The 18,366-nt window shown below is 43.9% G+C and carries 11 protein-coding genes; 10 read left to right on the top strand and 1 reads right to left on the bottom strand.

The window, feature by feature from the left end; all coding sequences use genetic code 11:
* The first annotated feature begins 40 nt into the window (after positions 1-40).
* The 3 genes from FDF36_RS14150 to FDF36_RS14140 all read left to right on the top strand — a co-directional run bounded on the left by FDF36_RS14150 (position 41) and on the right by FDF36_RS14140 (position 2,182).
* On the top strand, positions 41-520 hold the full coding sequence (locus FDF36_RS14150) for an HU family DNA-binding protein (protein WP_220391766.1): 480 nt from the start codon (positions 41-43) through the stop codon (positions 518-520).
* Positions 521-541: 21 nt separating this feature from the next.
* Positions 542-634: a smalltalk protein gene (locus tag FDF36_RS14145; RefSeq protein ID WP_005784981.1), complete on the top strand. Its 93-nt coding sequence runs from the start codon at positions 542-544 to the stop codon at positions 632-634.
* A 276-nt stretch (positions 635-910) separates the two neighbouring features.
* A complete protein-coding gene (locus FDF36_RS14140; RefSeq protein ID WP_220391765.1) occupies positions 911-2,182 on the top strand; it encodes an ATP-binding protein in 1,272 nt (423 codons plus the stop codon).
* A gap of 151 nt (positions 2,183-2,333) precedes the next feature.
* Here FDF36_RS14140 and FDF36_RS14135 read toward each other — a convergent pair whose 3' ends face one another.
* On the bottom strand, positions 2,334-3,335 hold the full coding sequence (locus FDF36_RS14135) for an aldo/keto reductase (RefSeq protein ID WP_032537188.1): 1,002 nt from the start codon (positions 3,333-3,335) through the stop codon (positions 2,334-2,336).
* Positions 3,336-3,512: 177 nt separating this feature from the next.
* Here FDF36_RS14135 and FDF36_RS14130 point away from each other — a divergent pair, with 177 nt between their 5' ends.
* From FDF36_RS14130 to FDF36_RS14100, 7 genes are all read left to right on the top strand, one after another.
* Complete coding sequence (locus FDF36_RS14130) at positions 3,513-5,681, top strand: glycoside hydrolase family 3 C-terminal domain-containing protein (RefSeq protein WP_220391764.1); 2,169 nt, start codon at positions 3,513-3,515, stop codon at positions 5,679-5,681.
* Between the two features lie 378 nt (positions 5,682-6,059).
* Positions 6,060-9,197, top strand: coding sequence for a SusC/RagA family TonB-linked outer membrane protein (locus FDF36_RS14125; RefSeq protein WP_005775546.1), 3,138 nt, complete (start codon positions 6,060-6,062; stop codon positions 9,195-9,197).
* A gap of 25 nt (positions 9,198-9,222) precedes the next feature.
* Positions 9,223-10,890, top strand: a complete 1,668-nt coding sequence (locus FDF36_RS14120; protein ID WP_005775548.1) for a RagB/SusD family nutrient uptake outer membrane protein — start codon at positions 9,223-9,225, stop codon at positions 10,888-10,890.
* Complete coding sequence (locus FDF36_RS14115; protein ID WP_022011984.1) at positions 10,890-12,032, top strand: glycan-binding surface protein; 1,143 nt, start codon at positions 10,890-10,892, stop codon at positions 12,030-12,032. Before FDF36_RS14120 ends, FDF36_RS14115 begins: the two co-directional genes overlap by 1 nt.
* A gap of 128 nt (positions 12,033-12,160) precedes the next feature.
* Complete coding sequence (locus tag FDF36_RS14110; protein WP_220391763.1) at positions 12,161-13,942, top strand: hypothetical protein; 1,782 nt, start codon at positions 12,161-12,163, stop codon at positions 13,940-13,942.
* A 2-nt stretch (positions 13,943-13,944) separates the two neighbouring features.
* The gene (locus tag FDF36_RS14105; protein WP_220391762.1) at positions 13,945-17,163 is read left to right on the top strand and encodes a carbohydrate-binding protein; all 3,219 of its coding nucleotides are present in this window, start codon (positions 13,945-13,947) and stop codon (positions 17,161-17,163) included.
* Positions 17,160-18,275 (top strand): glycoside hydrolase family 26 protein, encoded by a 1,116-nt coding sequence (locus tag FDF36_RS14100; RefSeq protein ID WP_220391761.1) that lies wholly within the window; start codon positions 17,160-17,162, stop codon positions 18,273-18,275. The genes FDF36_RS14105 and FDF36_RS14100 overlap by 4 nt, the downstream gene beginning before the upstream one ends.
* Positions 18,276-18,366: the final 91 nt, after the last annotated feature.

Raw genomic sequence — 18,366 nt, 5'->3', positions numbered from 1 at the left:
CAGTAGTAATAACATTAAAAAAAAAAGGAGATATAGGAATATGACTTTATTTTATAAAGCAGTGCAATCGACCATGGCAACTAAGGCCGGTGACAAGAAGTGGCATTTGAATCTGGTGAAGATAGGTAAAACGGTGTCCACCCAGCAACTGGCAGAGATGATTGCGGAGAAGTCGTCATTGACCCCGGGTGATGTGCATAATGTGGTCCGGAACTTAATGACGGCAATGCGCAGCGAGTTATTGAACAGTAAGACGGTACGCCTGGAAGGGTTGGGTACTTTTACGATGAAGGCTCGTAGCCGGGGGAGGGGAGTAGACAAAGAGGAGGATGTCAATCCGAACCAGGTGGGAGCTCTTCTCTGTCACTTCACACCGGAATATACCCGGCCTGCCGCTATTGGCACTACCCGTGCTTTGCTTCAGGGTGTTGAGTTTCAGAAGATAGGCAGTATCGGCACTTCGGGCGGTAATGACTCCGGTAATGGTGACGGAGACATTGTGGATGATCCGACTGCATAATAAGTTTAATCAGATAAACAGATGAAGAAGAATAGCTGGAATATCCTTTTAAAGGTGATTATAGCTGTGGCAAGTGCCATTGCCGGAGTGATAGGAGGGCAGGGGCTGCTCTGATAGCTGACCGATCGTTTCGGTTGAAATAATAGGGGGAAAAACTCACCACAGATTACACGGATTAACACAGAGAAGAGATTAATTTGATTGATAATTTGAATATTACACATCTGTGTGATCTGTTAATCTGTGGTGAAAAAGAGTTCTGATTCTAGCTAAGGAGGGATATCCTCCCTCAGGATGATATAAGACGCATGGCCGTATTAAGGAAATTGCTTTTATGCTTTGTATACTGACGGAAATTGCTTATATTTGCTCTGTATAAAGAGCGATTTCATGGAAAAGAGAATCATTAAAACCATAATCAGTGAAAAGCAACAGGAGATTGCTACGACTGAATTAGTAGAAAGACCCATCTTTTTGGAGGAAGTCTGCAACTATGTTTTTGTAGGGCTTCGTCGTGCCGGAAAATCATATTTAATGTTCCAACATATTCAATCAATGATAAAATCCGGCAAAGCGACTATTGAAGATATCTTATACATCAATTTTGAGGACGAGCGAATATCCTCCATTCAAATGGAGGAGCTAAATCTACTTCTTGAGTCGTATCGTGAATTATACGAAAATAAACGGCCATTGATATACCTGGATGAAATACAAAATATTGAAGGATGGGAACATTTTGCCCGACGTTTAGCAGACTCCAAATATAGAGTATACATTACCGGAAGTAATGCTAAAATGTTGAGTCGGGATATTGCAACAACACTTGGAGGCAGATTTATCATCAAGGAGGTTTACCCATTTTCGTTTTCGGAATATCTGACCTACAAGGGAGTCAAGCTTTCTAAAAATTGGGAATATTCTGATGAGAGGATTACAGTTGCAAAGCTCTTTGATGATTACTTTCACTTTGGCGGATTTCCTGAAACATTTGATTTGAGAGATAAAAGAAGTTGGATAAACTCATTATACTTAAAGATTCTTCTAGGGGATATTATTAGCCGGAATGAGATCCGCAATGCGGATGCTATCCGTTTGCTTGCTAAAAAAATGGCCGAAAGTGTAATGCAGCCAATAGCTTTAAGTCGATTACAGCATATCGTAAGTTCTGCAGGAGCTAAAGTGAGCCGAAATACGATTGCGGATTACATTGGATATATGAAAGATGCCTATCTTGTTTTTGGTATCTCTAATTTTACGGACTCGTTGAGTGATCGTGAGATATCTCAAAAGCGATATTTTTGTGATAACGGGCTACTGAATGTTTTTTTGGCAGATCCGGAGACTAAGCTATTGGAAAATATCGTGGCGTTGGCACTGATGAAGCGGTACAGTAATGAAGAACTATCTTATTATAATAAGAACGTTGAGGTGGACTTCTATCTTCCGTCGCAGAAGATGGCTGTGCAAGCCTCGTTTAGTATTTCCGATAGCTCTACTTTTGAGCGAGAAACTAAGGCTTTGGTAAAAATCGCAAATAGCTTTGATGTGGAGAAATTCATTATAGTGACTTATGACAACGAAAGGACAGTAGAGATTGCTGGAATATTAATAGATGTTGTACCTGTGTGGAAGTGGTTGCTGAATATTGAAGGGTTTTAGGCAGAGATGATTGCAGAGAAGCCGTCATTGACAGGGGCTGTTTCAAAACTCACCACAGATTACACGGATTAACACAGAGAAGAGATTAATTTGATTGATAATCTGAATATTACACATCTGTGTGATCTGTTAATCTGTGGTGAAAAAGAGTTTATTGAAGAATGCTCCCGATACGTTGCAGCTCGTCCGGACTGAACTTACAGTTTTCCGTCGCTTTCAGGTTGTCTGCCAGTTGACTGACGGAACTGGCGCCGATAATGACGGAGGTTACCAGATCATCTTTCAATATCCAGGCTAATGCCATTTCGGCTAAGGTTTGTCCGCGACTGCCTGCCACTTCATTCAATGCTTTGATTTTATTTAATACTTGATCGGTCAGTTGTTCTTTTTTCAGGAAACCTCCGCGGGCTATCCTTGAATCTTCAGGAATTCCATTTAGATACCGGTTGGTGAGCAGACCTTGAGCCAGAGGAGAAAAGGCGATAAAGCCGGTACCGTTCTCTTGGGCTTGCCGGAGGATACCTTGTGCTTCCGGTTCACGGTTAAACAGGTTATATCGTCCCTGATAGAGGAGACAATGCACGTCTCGCTCTTCCAGATATCGGTAGGCAAACTCTGCTTTTTCTTTGGGGTATTTGGATATACCGATGTAGAGGGCCTTACCTTGCCGGACAATGTCGACGAGTGCCTGAAGAGTTTCTTCAAGTGGAGTTTCGGGATCGTAACGATGGGTATAGAAAATATCTACATATTCCAGATTCATGCGTTTTAAACTCTGGTTGAGACTGCTCATCAGATATTTTCGGGAGCCCCAGTTCCCGTAAGGACCTTCCCACATATCATGTCCGGCTTTGGTGGATATGAATAGCTCATCACGATAGGGCATAAAGGATTTCTTCATGATTAGCCCGAACGTCTCCTCGGCTGAGCCGTAAGAGGGACCGTAGTTATTAGCCAGGTCGAAATGTGTGATGCCTTTGTCGAATGCAAAGTGAGCCATTCGAAGGCTATTGGCTAATGTATCTACATCACCGAAGTTATGCCAGAGGCCCAGGGAAACTTCCGGTAACAGTATACCGCTTTTGCCACAACGGCGATACTTCATTCCACCGGAGTATCTCGCCTTATCTGCTGAATAAATAGGATTGATCATATTCTGGAGTATTTGAGGATTAACTATGTGCAAAGATAATCGATTTATAAAGCAATATAAGTTATCAAAATAATAATTGTATTATGAATGGATAAAATAATACTGGATGGTTTGATGGAATCCCGATAATTTTGCATTATTGAAAAGCGTATGAACTAAAAACAGTGGAGATAGAATATGAAAGACATGCAAACAAAAATAGTAATGATAGGGATTCTACTTTCTGCCGGTATAATGTTGAGAGCTCAAGACAATGGAGGGTGTGAGGATTGTCCGGCTTTTAATGCAGGAGGAAAAGTGGAAGTCCGCGGTGTGAAAGAGAGGATTATCGGAGATTTGTCGCAACCGATTGCCGTTCGCGTGAAAACACTCATCCAACAGATGACACTGGCAGAGAAGGTATCTCAACTCGTGAGCGAAAGTGATAGCATCCCCAGGCTGAACCTTCCTGCTTATAATTATTGGAATGAATGTCTCCATGGAGTGGCTCGTGCAGGTGAAGTGACTGTTTTTCCACAGGCTATTAATCTGGCTTCTACCTGGGATATGGTATTGGTAAAGCGGGTGGCTTCTGCTATTTCTACGGAGGCGCGACTGAAATATCTGGAAATAGGAAAGGGGCTCACTTACTGGTCGCCTACTATCAATATGGCTCGTGACCCGCGCTGGGGAAGAAATGAAGAGACTTATGGTGAAGATCCGTATCTGACTTCACGGCTTGGAGTAGCCTTTGTGAAGGGGCTACAGGGTGATCATCCGGCTTATCTGAAAACTGTCGCAACAATCAAACACTTTGTGGCTAACAACGAAGAGAACAATCGCTTTTCCAGCTCTTCGCAAATACCGACGAAACAGTTGTATGAATATTATTTTCCGGCTTACGAAGCTTGCGTGAAAGAGGCAGACGTGCAGTCGGTAATGACAGCTTATAATGCTTTTAACGGTGTGCCTCCCAGTGGCTCCCGTTGGCTGCTCGGTGAAGTGCTGAGAAAAGAGTGGGGATTTGACGGATTTGTAGTTTCTGATTGCGGGGCCATTGGGGTGATGAATTGGCAGCATAGGGTCGTGAATTCGTTGGAGGAAGCGGCAGCGCTGGGTGTCAACAGTGGGTGTGATTTGGAATGTGGCACTACATATAAAGAGAAATTGGTTCAGGCAGTGAAACAGGGCTTAATCTCGGAAGCTACTATTGATCAGGCTTTAACGCGGGTGCTGACCGCGAGGTTTAAGTTGGGAGAATTTGATCCGATGGAACTTGTGCCTTATAATCATTACGATAAGAAGCTATTGGCCGGCAAGAAGTTTGCGGAACTTGCTTATGAAGCGGCTGTCAAGTCGGTTGTGCTATTGAAAAATGAAAATCTGTTGCCTTTAAGTAAGGAGAAGACTAAATCGGTAGCTGTAGTAGGCCCGTTTGCCGATCATAATTATTTAGGTGGATATAGTGGACAGCCTCCTTATTCGATTACACTTTTGAAAGGGGTGAAAGATTTGATGGGTAAAAGAGGAAAAGTCAACTATTTGAACGGTATAGGAGCTTCCAGGGATTCTATTGTGGCTGCGGTAGAAGGAGTGGATGTGGTGCTTGTAGCTTTGGGAAGTGATGAAAAAATGGCAAGAGAGAATCATGATATGACTTCTATTTATTTACCGGAAGAACAGGAGAAACTGCTGAAAGCTATTTATCAAGTGAACCCGAGGATCGTATTGGTTTTCCATTCAGGAAATCCGCTAACTTCTGAATGGGCGGATGTGCATATACCGGCGATTATGCAGGCCTGGTACCCTGGGCAGGAAGCCGGTAGAGCCCTGGCCGATTTATTGTTTGGGAACGAAAATCCATCGGGGAAGTTGCCTATGACTATTTATCGGGCGGAAGATCAGTTGCCGGATATCCTGGATTTTGATATGTGGAAAGGGCGTACTTATCGTTATATGAAGGAAGATCCTTTATATGGTTTCGGTCATGGGTTGAGTTATACATCATTTGGGTTCGATGGTATACAAGGAAATGATACTTTGAAATCGGGCGCAACGTTGCAATGTTCGGTTGAATTATCCAATACCGGTAAATGGACCGGAGAAGAAGTCGTCCAGGTGTATGTTTCCAGAGAAAATACTCCTGTCTATACATATCCGTTGAAGAAATTGGTAGCGTTTAAAAAGGTGAAACTTGCTCCGGGTGAAAAGAAGAGAGTTGAATTTAATATACCTCCCCGGGAGTTGTCGGTCTGGGAAAATGGAAACTGGAGGATGCTTACCGGAAAGTATACGCTGTTTATAGGTTCCGGACAACCGGGACTGGCAAAGGGTATTACGAAAGGTTTTGAGGTTAAGATACAATAAGGTTGGTTTTTACAGGTTCTGAGGTAGTAGTGTTTTTTTAAGGAAAGATTGTTTGAAGGTAATTTCTTTATGTACTTGTTCTCTGATGTAAGGGTGTGCTGATTGTATCACTATCGGATAAAATAATACTGGATTGTTAATGATAACTGCACTAATTTTACATTTGAGAAAGTTCTCCGATATTGGGATAAAACAAGTCTCGATTTCGTCTTTTAGATAAACTATGGTAGAATAACGGATGCATTGAAGGCAGAAAAGAAATAAAGAGTGTTTGTCTGAATTGCATAAGTGAATGATAAAATCATACTTGTTTGTTCTCCCGGTTGACTCTATTTTTGCATTATCACAAAATTAATCATTTTAAATCAGTGTAATAGTATGAAGAACATGATGTTGTTTCTGATGGCGCTCTTGATGAGCAGCCATATGATGGCTCAGCAAACCATTGTTACAGGCGTAATCACCGATGCTAACGATGGATCTCCATTGATTGGAGCCAATGTACTGGTCAAAGGTGCTGGAACCGGTTCTATTGCCAATGTGGACGGTAAATACAGTGTAAACGTTCCGAGTGGCAAGAAGGTACTGGTCTTCTCGTGTGTGGGGTATAAAGAACAGGAGATTACTTTAAAACCCGGACAGAAAATACTCAATGTGACAATGAAGGAAGATACTGAACTGTTGGATGAGGTGGTAGTCATAGGCTATGGTACAATGAAGAAGAGTGACTTGACAGGATCGGTCACCAGTATCAAAAGCGAAGACTTGATGAAAACCAATCCGATCAGTATCAACCAGGGACTTCAGGGGCGTATTGCAGGTGTGCAGGTCAACCAGAATGATGGTGCTCCCGGAGCAGGCGTGAGTATTCAGATTCGTGGTGCGAACTCGTTTTCAACTTCTACAGAACCGCTTTACATTGTAGATGGTATTCCTTTTACCAGTAGTGGAATGCCCGGAACAGGTAAAGATGGTATGATGCAGACGGCCAATCCGCTGTCGACGATTAATCCGTCGGATATCGAGTCTATTGAGATTCTGAAAGATGCTTCAGCTACGGCTATTTACGGATCACGCGGTGCGAACGGAGTGGTATTGATTACCACCAAGCGTGGTGCGAAAGGAAAAGACAATATCAGTTTCAGTGCTAACTTCGGAATTTCAAAGGTAGTGAAGAAACTGGATATGCTGGATGGATATACATATGCATTGTATAGGAATGAAGCAGCACGGATGTTTAATGAATACGAGAATGCAAATGAAGCTATTCCTTATCCGGGCACTTCGAAAGTGGACCCGAATACCGGTGAATCGGTTTATTCTCCGGGACCGGAAGATTATCGGAATGGTACGTATCCCAGTGTAAACTGGCAGGATGAAGTATTTGAAACAGCTTTTTCCCAGGAATACAATCTGAGCGTGAACGGTTCGAATGATAAGGGGTATTATGCAATCTCCGGTAATATACTGGATCAGAGCGGTATCATTCATAACTCCGGATACAAACGTTATTCATTCCGTGCGAATCTCGCTCGTAAGGTACACGACTGGATTGAAATCGGTACGAATATGAGTTTCACCAACTCATTGAACAAGCTTGCCAAAACCAATTCTGTCAGTGATGGTATTATCCGGGGGGCCTTGTTCTATCCGGCTACCGCACCCTTGGACGATGAAACGAATAATGCCCAGTTGAACTGGTTCTCATCGAATCCTTATGTATATACCCGTGCAGCTAAAGATGAATTGACAACGAATAGTTTCTTCTCTTCTTCATTTGTGGAAATCACACCGTATAAGGATTTGAAAGTTCGTCAGAATGTGGGTTTCTCCTATAATATAAACGAACGTGATGTGTACTATAACAGAGAGACGGTGGAAGGTAAAGATCCGACAAACGGATACGCCTCAAAAGCTGATAACTGGGCGAAGAATCTGGTACTTGAAACGATGGCGACTTACAACAAAACTTTCAATAAGAATCATTCGTTGAATGTGGTTGCTGCTTTCTCTTATGAAAGAGGGGACTATGGTAATAAAGCAATGGTAGCTACCGGATTCCCCCAGGACCTGACGGAAGACTTTGATATGAGTGCCGCTGTGAATCCGCAGAAGCCGACCAGTGGACGCGGAATGACTTCTCTGGTGTCTTTCCTGGGACGTGCCAACTATAACCTGATGAATAAGTATCTGTTTACTGCCTCTTTCCGTCGGGATGGTTCCAGTAAGTTTGCACCGGGCAACAAATGGTCTAACTTTGCTTCAGGAGCTATTGCCTGGAGAGCATCGGAAGAGCAGTTTATTAAGGACCTGAATTTGTTTAGTAACCTGAAGTTCCGTGCAAGCTACGGGCAGACTGGTAATCAGGCGATAGGCGCCTATGCTACCCGTGACTATCTGACTGTGGCCAATTATCCGATTAACGGTGCACTTTCCAGTGGATTTGCCAATCTTACCTGGAGAGGACCTGCCAATCCGGATTTGAAGTGGGAGACCACCAGCCAGTATAATGTGGGTGTGGATATGGGATTCCTGCAGAACAGAATTAATTTGACTGTCGATCTGTATTACAAAAAGACATCTGACTTATTGCAGAATATACAGATACCACAAAGTACAGGTTTCTCGAATATGACGACTAACTTTGGAAATGTAACGAATAAGGGACTTGAAATTACCGGAAAGTTCTATGCGATCACCGGTAAGAACTTCAACTGGGATTTTGATGCTAATATTTCCTTTAACCGTAACAAGATCAGCGGACTTCCGGGAGATCAGTTTGCCCAGGGATGGAGTAAGGCTGATAATGTATTCCTGCAGCGCAACGGAATGCCGATCGGAACCATTTATGGATTTGTGGAAGATGGTTTTTATGATAATATTGCTGAAGTAAGAGCCGACCCGTTTTATGCAAAAGAGTCAGAAGCCGTATGTAAAGCAATGGTAGGTGAGGTGAAATATAAAGATTTGGATGGAGTAGCCGGTATTACAAATGCCGATCGCCAGGTAATTGGGGATACGAATCCGGATTTCACTTTCGGTATGACTCACAATTTTACTTATAAGAACTTTTCTTTAAGCTTTTTCCTGCAAGGATGTGTCGGAGGTGATATTTTCAATGCGAACTTACTCGAGGTGACTATGAGTGGTATTGGTAATATTCCGCTGAATATATATGAATCTCGCTGGACACCCGAAAACCGGGAGAATGCCAAATGGCCGAAAGCTTATGCCGGCTATGGAAGAACGATGAAACTGTCTGATCGTTATGTAGAAGACGGATCTTATCTGAGAATGAAGAATATTAATCTGGGGTATAAGTTTGTCTCTCCGTTCAAGGGAATTGAATCGATCAATCTGTTTGCTTCTGTCAGCAATGTATTCACCATTTCGGGATATAGCTGGTATGATCCGGATGTAAACTCTTTCGGTAGTGATGCTTCTCGCCGTGGCGTGGATTTATTCTCGTATCCAAGTAGTCGCACCTTCTCATTTGGTTTACAGTGTACGTTCTGATGTTTAACTCAAATCAAGAAAAGTCATGAAAAAAATAATATTCAAATCGTTTTTATTGCTATGGACAGTCCTGTTGGCATGTTCATGCAATGATTTGCTGGAAGAAAAGGCCTATGATTTTGTGTCACCCGAACAGTTGGGAGACAGTGAGAGTGCGGCTTCCCAGCTTGTGACAGGTACTTATAATACAGTGATTACCAGCTTTATTGCTCCGGGTTCTTATCTTTATCTGACCAATATGGATTGTGACTATGCGTCGGGTGCATCATGGGCATTTGGTAATGTCGGAGCAGGTAATCCACAAGGATTCTGGGGAATAGATCATATGTGGCAGGGCAGCTATACGTTGATTCACCGGGCAAATCTGGGTATATCCAAGATCTCGGCTATGAATAACCTGACTCCGGAGAGTAAACAGGACGCTTTGGCACAACTCTGCTTCCTTAAAGCATGGGCTTATTTTAACCTGGTGAGAAATTACGGTCCTGTGCCTATTTTCCGGAAATCAATATCGGAAGGGGAAGCTATGAGCCAGCCTCGTGCCTCGGTATCGGACGTATACACACATATCATTGAATTGCTGGAACAAGCTGAAGGGATGTATTCGAAAGATGATTCCGGGTTTGTAGCGGGACGTGCCTCGAGCGGAGCTGCCAAAGCGTTATTGGCGAAAGTATATGTTACTATGGCTTCCGGGGCGATGTCCGGTGTGCCTATCGTGGTTAAGGGAGGAGATCCGAATATATTTGAACCACAACCTATCACGCACATTGCAAAGACTGTTGCAGGTTATGAGTCTTTTGATCCGGCCAAGTATTATGCGTTGGCACGTGACAAAGCTTGGGAGGTGATAAACGAATATACCCTGTTTGATAATTATATGGACGTATGGGCCATAGGAAACCGTAATAAGGGAGAACACATCTGGATGGCACAGGCCATCAGCGGTGATAAGGACTTTGGAAACACGATCTGCCAGGATTATGTGGGCATTTTCAAAGAAGACGGTACGATGGAAGGTAACTGGTATGGTATGCGCGATCACTGGTATCTGCTTTTCGAAGAACAGGATACGCGTATTGTCGATGGAGTTATTCACCGATATGCGTCGGATGGAATATCCAATGGTAAGGTTATCTATAACTATTATCCCCGTTGGTATGCAGATAAAGTGGAGAATAAGGAGGTATATGACAGTCAGGGCAATGCTTTTGATGGTACGGAAGTCTATCATGAAGGTCAGGGGTGGACATTGGCGAAGTTGACGAAATTTACTTTTGTTACAGACCGGAAACAAAAAAACAGTGATTTTCACTTTCCGTTACTCCGTTTGCCGGATATAATGTTGATTTATGCTGAGGCTGTCAATGAATTGAATGGCGGACCGGACGCTGAGGCCTATAATCAGGTGAACCGTATTCGTACGCGTGCCCATGCCACTCCGTTCTCCGGAATGAATCAGGATGAATTCCGTTCGGCTGTATTGGAAGAGCGTGCCCGTGAATTGGCCTATGAAGCTGACCGCCGTTATGATCTTTTCCGTTGGGGTATCTATCTGGATGTGATGAATGCCATCGATATGGATGAGCATAATGTGACTAAACGTCGTTTGGAGCGTAATCTTCTATATCCGATACCTACCAGTGAGGTGAACTCTAATGATAAGATTGATTCTAACAATCCGGGATGGTAATGAATACATTCGTAACATTTAAAATTGAAGATACAATGAAAACATTTAGATATATTTTATTCGTATGGGTGATTCTGGGCTGTGGTCTGTTTGCATCGTGTAAAGATGATGAAGTGGAATATGCCCCTCTCGCTGTCACCCGGGTATCTACGGTACTCGATCGCGAACAGGGGATCGATCAGGCTAATCTTGCACAATATATCATTGTGCAAGGTACAGGATTGAATGCTGTTAATTCGATTCTGGTAAATGATGTACAGGTTGATTTGAGAGATGCGTATATCACTTCCGGAGAAATAACTTTTCCGATCCCCAGGGTAATTCCGGGAGAGGTAAATAATCTGATAACTTTAGGAAACGGAAATTCTACCGTAACTACTCCGATATCGGTGTTTATTCCTGAATTGGAGGTGAACGGTATGTTCAATGAATTTACGCCGGCAGGTGATACGATGCAGGTGGTTGGCGATTATTTTGATCTTTATGAGATAACGACCGAATCGGGGCAGCTGTTCTTTGGTGGAAAAGAAGCGGAGATAACAAAAGCAACCGGTAACAGTCTGAGTTTTGTGTTGCCGGAGGATGCCGTAATAGGTTCAAAAATTAAATTAGTCAGCCCGGTTTGTGGAGAAGTCATGGTTCCCGGTAAATATATGGAAAAGGGCAATATGCTGTGTGACTTTGACCCGTTCACCGGTTGGGGAGGTGGTAAATATGTGATAAATGGTCCCGTTCCTGCTCCGTACAGCGGACAATTCTCCCGTTTCAAGATTAATAAGGGAGATGCGAATGATTGGGACTGGAACGAGGTGACTACTATTGCACAGTGTGCTGTCGAATACTTTCCCGAGGTTATTGCCGATCAGGATAAATATTTGCTGAAGTTTGAAGTAAATACAATCAAGCCATTGACCAAAAGACAGATCCGATTTTACTTCTCGCAGATTAATTACGATTGGGAACCTTTTGCATCGGGACTCGCCTTGAATACGAACGGAGAGTGGAAAACGGTTTCTATTGACCTGGGAGAAATGTGGAAAGGGGACATTCCTAATGATGGAGTTTTACAGATTATGGGTAATAGTTGGGCGGAAGATACGGATATCTGCTTTGATAATTTCCGTATTGTTCCCAAAGATTAAGGTGTGTTTAGTGAAAGGTAGTTTATTGACTGCCTGATGTAGGGTAGAGTTGGTAAAAGAGGGGCAGTTTTCTTATAACTATCCCTCTTTTTAACTCACTCCGCAATATGAATAAAAAAAGAATGACAATGCGGAAAATTCAATATTTGTTTATCGGTTTGTTCTTCTGTCTGGGGATGCAGGCACAGGAGAAATTTAATATCAGGGGGGTACTTCCCTGGCATAATTTCTTGTCAGGACCTACTTCATGGAACTTGTCAGATTACCGGAATTATCTGGATGAATGTCAGAAAAATGGTATCAACTTCATTGGTTTCCACAATTATACGGGGGGTGGTGAGCGTTATGCCACTTATGTGGAACCTATGATAAAAATAGAATATAAGAATATTCTTCCTCAAGCCTGTTTTGATAATTCTCTGACTGCACGTTGGGGCTATCTGCCGATGGCTGTGAAAAACTTTGCTTATGATACGGGAAAAGCATTCCACTTACCTGCAGGGGCAGAAGCTTTCGGTAATGACGGTTCGGTTACCTCGCACTCTCCCCGGGAGCATTACGAAAGGGCCCAGGGGCTGATGCGTGATGTATTGAAAATGGCACATGAACGGGGAATTCGTATGGCTATGGGATTTGAATTCGGAGTGATTCCTCCCGAATACTTTTCTTTGAATGTAGCCGGAGACTGTTTCTATTGGCCGGGTGAATCGAATATGATTCCGAATCCGAAAAGTCAGATAGCAGCCGAGATACATTATGCTGCAATTGATGATATCCTGAAAGCTTATCCGGATATTGATTACATCTGGATGTGGCTGAATGAACATTCGTTTATGGGAGTCGATACTCAGAAAGCATTGCGGAATGCACCTTTTGCCCGTGCTTATCGGGAAAATGAAAGCTTCTTTGAGGAAGCGGCCGATTCATCGGCCCGTTTTGTCGGAGTGTGGGCGCTGGAATATATGAAACTGACTTATGATTATCTGAAATCAAAGGGTTCGCATGCCAAATTGATCCTTGGTGGCTGGGGAGGAGGACATCAGTTACCTTCATTGCTGAAAGGATTGGACAGAGCTTTGCCCAAAGATATTATTTTCAGTTGTCTCAATCCGGATCTGGGGAAAAGTCCACAACCGGAGTTTTTGGGAGAGATTGCCCGGAACCGTAATGTATGGGCAGTTCCCTGGTTGGAAGGCGATCACCAGTTGTGGCATTTTCAGCCAAGGGTCCATATGATGCGTGAACATGTGAAACTTGCCGCTAAACAGAATCTGGACGGAGTGGTTGCTATCCACTGGCGTACGGAGGAACCTCGTTTTAATTTCCGAACGTTTGCCCATTTTGCTTCGGATAAAGATGCCAAAGAAAGTGTGGAGCAGTTGTATGACAGATTTCTGACGGAGGAGTTCGGAAAAGATGCGGCTAAAAAAATGACCCCGTTGCTTGCCGGAATGGATCGGAAACAAATTCAGTGGAATGTGCCTTCGCCGGAGTTTTACGCCTATACTCCGGAATGGGGACTGCTGGACGAAAATAATGTGCGGATACGGAAAGAACTGGTGTCTTCCGGAGAATCATTATTGAAAAAGTTAAAAGGGGAGCAGCGGGATAATCTGGAACGTTTCATAGCAATGTTTCGTTTTGAACTTCTCTTGGGAGAGGTGGATCAGGCTATGATGCCTGCTTTTACCTTAAAGAAGAAAGAAGCGCAAGGTGAGAAAATAGATGCTTCACAGGAATATGCGGATGCATACCGGTTATTGCTTTCAGCACCAATCAAAGAGATGTTCGATACTTATGTGAAACGGGTTCATTCACGTGGAGAACTGGGAGTTCTTAGCTCTTTGAACCAGCGTGTGTGGCGTGAATACAATGAACTTAAAACTTATCTGGAAAATAAAATAAAATAGAAATGAAACGAATGGCATATCACCTGCTGGCTGTTTTGATTCTGGCAATGACAGCATCGACAATCAAAGCACAGATTTTATTGGCTACTTCGGGTACACCGGTCGAAGAATATGCGGCAGCAGAGCTTCAACGATATTACTATCAGTTGTCCGGGCGGCTATTATCTGTCGGACATGGAGAGGTGCCGGACAGGAAAACGGAATTTGTGCTTACAAGACTGGATCATCCGTTGATGACTTCCTGGAAAGACAATGGAGTGCTGTCTCTGGCATCAGTGCCCGGAGCACAGGGGTATGTCATTCGGACAGTGAAGGAAAAAGGCAGGCAACTGGTGGTTATTGCCGGTGCGGATGCCAGTGGACTGCTTTATGGCGTATATGGGTTATTGGAGGATCATTTAGGAATGCGTTTCTATATGAACGGGGATGTGTATCCCGATAAAAAAAAGCCGCAGACAAAGTTACCGTTTATCCGGGATGAACGTACGCCGACAATGACCGTTCGCGGATTTCTTCCCTGGACTAATTTTCCGCAATCGTCTACGATTTATTCATGGGATGATTGGCGTTACATCATAGATCAGGCTGCGCGGATGCGGATGAATTTTATTATGATTCATAACTATAACGGGTTTTGCGGGCATAATGAATTGTTTCATAATTTTGAGTATAAAGGTCATTTGTCACGTGGATGGATGCCTACCATAAAGACCGGACACGGATGGTGTTGCCCCGGATGGGATGTCAATGAATATCTTTTTGGAGCATCCGGGATTTATGATGACTATGATTTTGGAGCTGATTATGGGTTACATAATGAAACGCTGACGAATAGCCAGATCAAAGAGAAAGGAGCAACTATATTCCGCAAGGTGATCGCCTATGCACATTTGCGTGGTGTGAAAATAGGCTTAGGATTGGATATCGATGTCCTCTTGCCGGAATATCAGACTGAGCCGGATAATAGAGAAGTAATTAAGGCACAGGTTACAGAAATTGCCTGTGAATATCCGGAACTGGATTATCTGCTTTGTTTCCAGTCTGAGGGTCAGAAGAATGAAGCTTTTTATGCCCGCTGGCGGAGAGTTTTTGATGGATTCTATGAAGAGATGAAGCGGATGTCGCCTTCTACCCGTATAGCTGTATCGGGGTGGGGGCTGACCCCGGAATCAGTGAATAGTCTGCCCGAAGATGTTATTTGTGCTCCCATATCTTATTATTCGGCAGCGTTCGAACCGGGAAGTGTGTATGGCAGTCGTGAATACTGGGGATGTCCCTGGTTGGAACGGGATTTTAACAGTTCTGAATATTACTATCCTTATAATGTGGATCTTTCGGAAACCATCCGGGCCTTTGGAGATGCTTCTCCCAATATGAATGGTTTTTATGCACTGACGTGGAGACTGGCCGATGCTATTTCTCCTAAAATGTGGTATATCAGTAAGGCCCCCTGGTATAAGCGTGAAGTACTGGATTCTTCGGAGAAGGTATATCGGGATTTTGCATGTGCCAGTTACGGGAAAAATGCGGCCGATGCCATTACCGGTATTATCAATCAAAACGAGCCTTTTGCCACTGACTTTGGCGAGTGTCAGGAAACACCCGGATTTAATCAGGTGGTGCATACTTATCCGTTGATGAACCTTTGTTCGATGGCTTTTATCGGGAAAAATGGAGAAACCGTAAAGATAGAAGCTACCGGATACAAAGAGAAGAAAGGTACCCAAAATGCCCCTTGTGATGAAGGTGGTGAGTGTGTAGGGTATATTATGGCGGATGACTGGTTGGAGTATCCTGCGGTTGATTTTAGTAATAGTCCTGAGCGGATGTCCGTTCGGGTCGCTTCTGCATCTTCGGGTGGGGTTGCCACTGTTTGTCTGGACCGTCTGGAAGGCCCTGTTATCGCCCGGTTTGAGGTAAAGAATACGGAAGGGTGGCAATCTTGGAGAACGCTGACGGTTCCGGTGAGCGGATTGAAGGGTATTCATACATTGTATATTCGTTTTCAACCTTTTGATGTGATAGCCGGGGCGGAAAAATTAGCTGAAGCACAATTGAAAACCATTGATAGTTGTATGGCGGTTACTCCGGATGCACTTCAGAGGTTGCGTCTTTCCCGGTTGCGTGCGCGCATTCAGGGTGCTGCTTGCCACATTGCGTTGAATGCCGGTTTTGAAGCTTATCGGTGGGATGATTTACCCGGAAAGATGGATGAATGGGCGCGCAGCTTCCTGTATCGTATCGAGGATATTTCGTCCTACGGGAATATCATGAGTACTCAGAATAGATTTGTCAAACAGAATTATGTAGCGAAAATCAATCAACTTCGTAAGCAACAGCGGGTACAGGCACCTTCGCATATCACAGCCAAGGGAACCCGTGAGGGAGCATTGGTCAGTTGGCGTAATGAAGAACCGGCGGCAAAGGCTTTTGTTGTTTGTCGTAATGGAGAAGAAATTGATACATTGGCAGCCGGTGTGACATGCTATCGGGATATGTTTCATGGAGTTGCTGTCTATTCGGTGTACACGGTGGATGTTGAAGGGCATAAGAGTCCTTTGGGAATACCTGCCCGGTGTCCGGCTGGAAATGCAGATCGTGAAGCACCGGTTATTGTTATTAATTCTCCGGTGACTTCCGTAATGAAGGGAGCTCCGTTGCATATCCGGTTTTCTGTGGTTGAAGACCGCTTGCCCGAAGTTGTATCCGGAACACTTCACTATCGGAAACCGGGAGATAAAGTATGGAAAGAGTTGCCGTTTGAACGCCGGGTCAGAGCTGTCTTCACATTGACGTTGCCTGCTTCCGGGATTACCGAAGAAGGAATAGAATATTATATTTCTGTTTCCGATTCTCACAATACCTCCTTTTATCCGGCCTCTGCTCCGTTCCGGAATCATACGGTAGTGGTGACGGAAGTACAGGGGAATGATAAGCCGATACCTCCGGTGGTAAAACAAATCGATAATAACCGTATGTACTGGACTTGTACGGAAAATGCGGAAATGTATCGCATCTATCGTGCTAAGACTCCTGATTTTGCAGTCGGGGTAGGTACGTTTGTGACGTTTGTAGCTGGAAATACATGCACCTTTGCCGATAATGGATTCGATTTTGACGGAACTCCTTTAAAAGGGACTTATTATTATCGCCTGACTTCCGTATCACGGTGGGATTGTGAAAGTGAGACATCAGATATCATTCAAATAGATTATCAATGAAAAGAATTGGAATATACATTGCTACTGTGGTCTGCATCCTGTCCTGTGTTCCCCCGCAAAGGAATTTGCTGACAGAAACCAGACAGATGCTGGTTGATTCAGGCGCGACTGAACGGACGGCAGCTTTGTTTTATAACTTGCGCCAACTGACCGGGAAACAGGTTGTTTACGGACAACATAATTATGAAATGGATGGGTTTGACTCGGATACCACACGCTGGCGGGATGAAGCGAACCGATGTGACGCATACGATGTAACGGGAACTTATCCTGCTTTGGCCAGCTTTGATTTTCTTCATTTTACAAATCCCCGTAGTTGGGAAACAAAAGACCCGGATTACATCCGGCAGAAGTTTCATGCTGCATATAACCGAGGTAACGTGATTACATTCTGCTGGCATTATTACAATCCGGTGACCGGTGGAAACTTTTATGATACCACCCGGGTGGTCCGCCATATCTTACCGGGAGGTTCCCATCATGCTATATTTAAGGCTGACCTGAAAATCATTGCCGACTTTGCCCACAATGCAAAAGCCGACAACGGAGAATTGATTCCCATTATATTCCGTCCCTGGCATGAGTTTGATGGCAACTGGTTCTGGTGGGGCAGAAATCATTGCCGGGTTGAGGAGTTTAAAGAATTATATCGGTTTACGGTCACTTACCTCAGGGACTCTCTGCAGGTACATAACTTTCTGTATGCTTTCTCTCCTGATTGTGGCTTTACTACCGAAGCCGAATACCTGGAACGCTATCCGGGAGATGAATATGTAGATGTGGTAGGAATGGATAATTACTGGGATTTTCGTCCGGATGGAGGAGACACTTCTCTGGTTGTTTTGAAAGCACGTATACTGACTCAGTATGCCCGGCAGCATGCAAAACTTTCGGCCATTACCGAGACCGGTACACAGACCCGTGACTCGTTGTGGTATACGCAATTGTTGTCCATCCTGCGTTCGGAAGGAGTAGCTTTGAACTATGTGTGTAGCTGGTCCGGGTTTGCTCCTTATAAAGGACATCCGGCTGCAACCGATTTTTGCCGGTTTAAGGAAGATTCCCTGGTACTTTTTGCAGATGAGATTCCCGATTTCTATACTTGGCCTTAACCTGCTTATAATAATATCATGGAATGCTAAGATAGTATTAGGTATATATGCGGACGACGCTTATCTTTGCAATATCAGTTACAGAGTGAAA

The organism is Bacteroides fragilis (genome assembly GCF_019583405.1).
In the GTDB taxonomy this organism is placed as follows: domain Bacteria; phylum Bacteroidota; class Bacteroidia; order Bacteroidales; family Bacteroidaceae; genus Bacteroides; species Bacteroides fragilis_B.
Note: the sequence above shows the minus strand (reverse complement) of the source record. Positions and strands in the feature narration are given on the sequence as shown.

Bases quoted from the DNA above. Each gene is read 5' to 3' on its own strand.
- FDF36_RS14150 (WP_220391766.1), top strand. From the start codon at position 41: ATGACTTTATTTTATAAAGCAGTGCAATCGACCATGGCAACTAAGGCC.
- FDF36_RS14145 (WP_005784981.1), top strand. From the start codon at position 542: ATGAAGAAGAATAGCTGGAATATCCTTTTAAAGGTGATTATAGCTGTG.
- FDF36_RS14140 (WP_220391765.1), top strand. From the start codon at position 911: ATGGAAAAGAGAATCATTAAAACCATAATCAGTGAAAAGCAACAGGAG.
- FDF36_RS14135 (WP_032537188.1), bottom strand. From the start codon at position 3,335: ATGATCAATCCTATTTATTCAGCAGATAAGGCGAGATACTCCGGTGGA.
- FDF36_RS14130 (WP_220391764.1), top strand. From the start codon at position 3,513: ATGAAAGACATGCAAACAAAAATAGTAATGATAGGGATTCTACTTTCT.
- FDF36_RS14125 (WP_005775546.1), top strand. From the start codon at position 6,060: ATGAAGAACATGATGTTGTTTCTGATGGCGCTCTTGATGAGCAGCCAT.
- FDF36_RS14120 (WP_005775548.1), top strand. From the start codon at position 9,223: ATGAAAAAAATAATATTCAAATCGTTTTTATTGCTATGGACAGTCCTG.
- FDF36_RS14115 (WP_022011984.1), top strand. From the start codon at position 10,890: ATGAATACATTCGTAACATTTAAAATTGAAGATACAATGAAAACATTT.
- FDF36_RS14110 (WP_220391763.1), top strand. From the start codon at position 12,161: ATGCGGAAAATTCAATATTTGTTTATCGGTTTGTTCTTCTGTCTGGGG.
- FDF36_RS14105 (WP_220391762.1), top strand. From the start codon at position 13,945: ATGAAACGAATGGCATATCACCTGCTGGCTGTTTTGATTCTGGCAATG.
- FDF36_RS14100 (WP_220391761.1), top strand. From the start codon at position 17,160: ATGAAAAGAATTGGAATATACATTGCTACTGTGGTCTGCATCCTGTCC.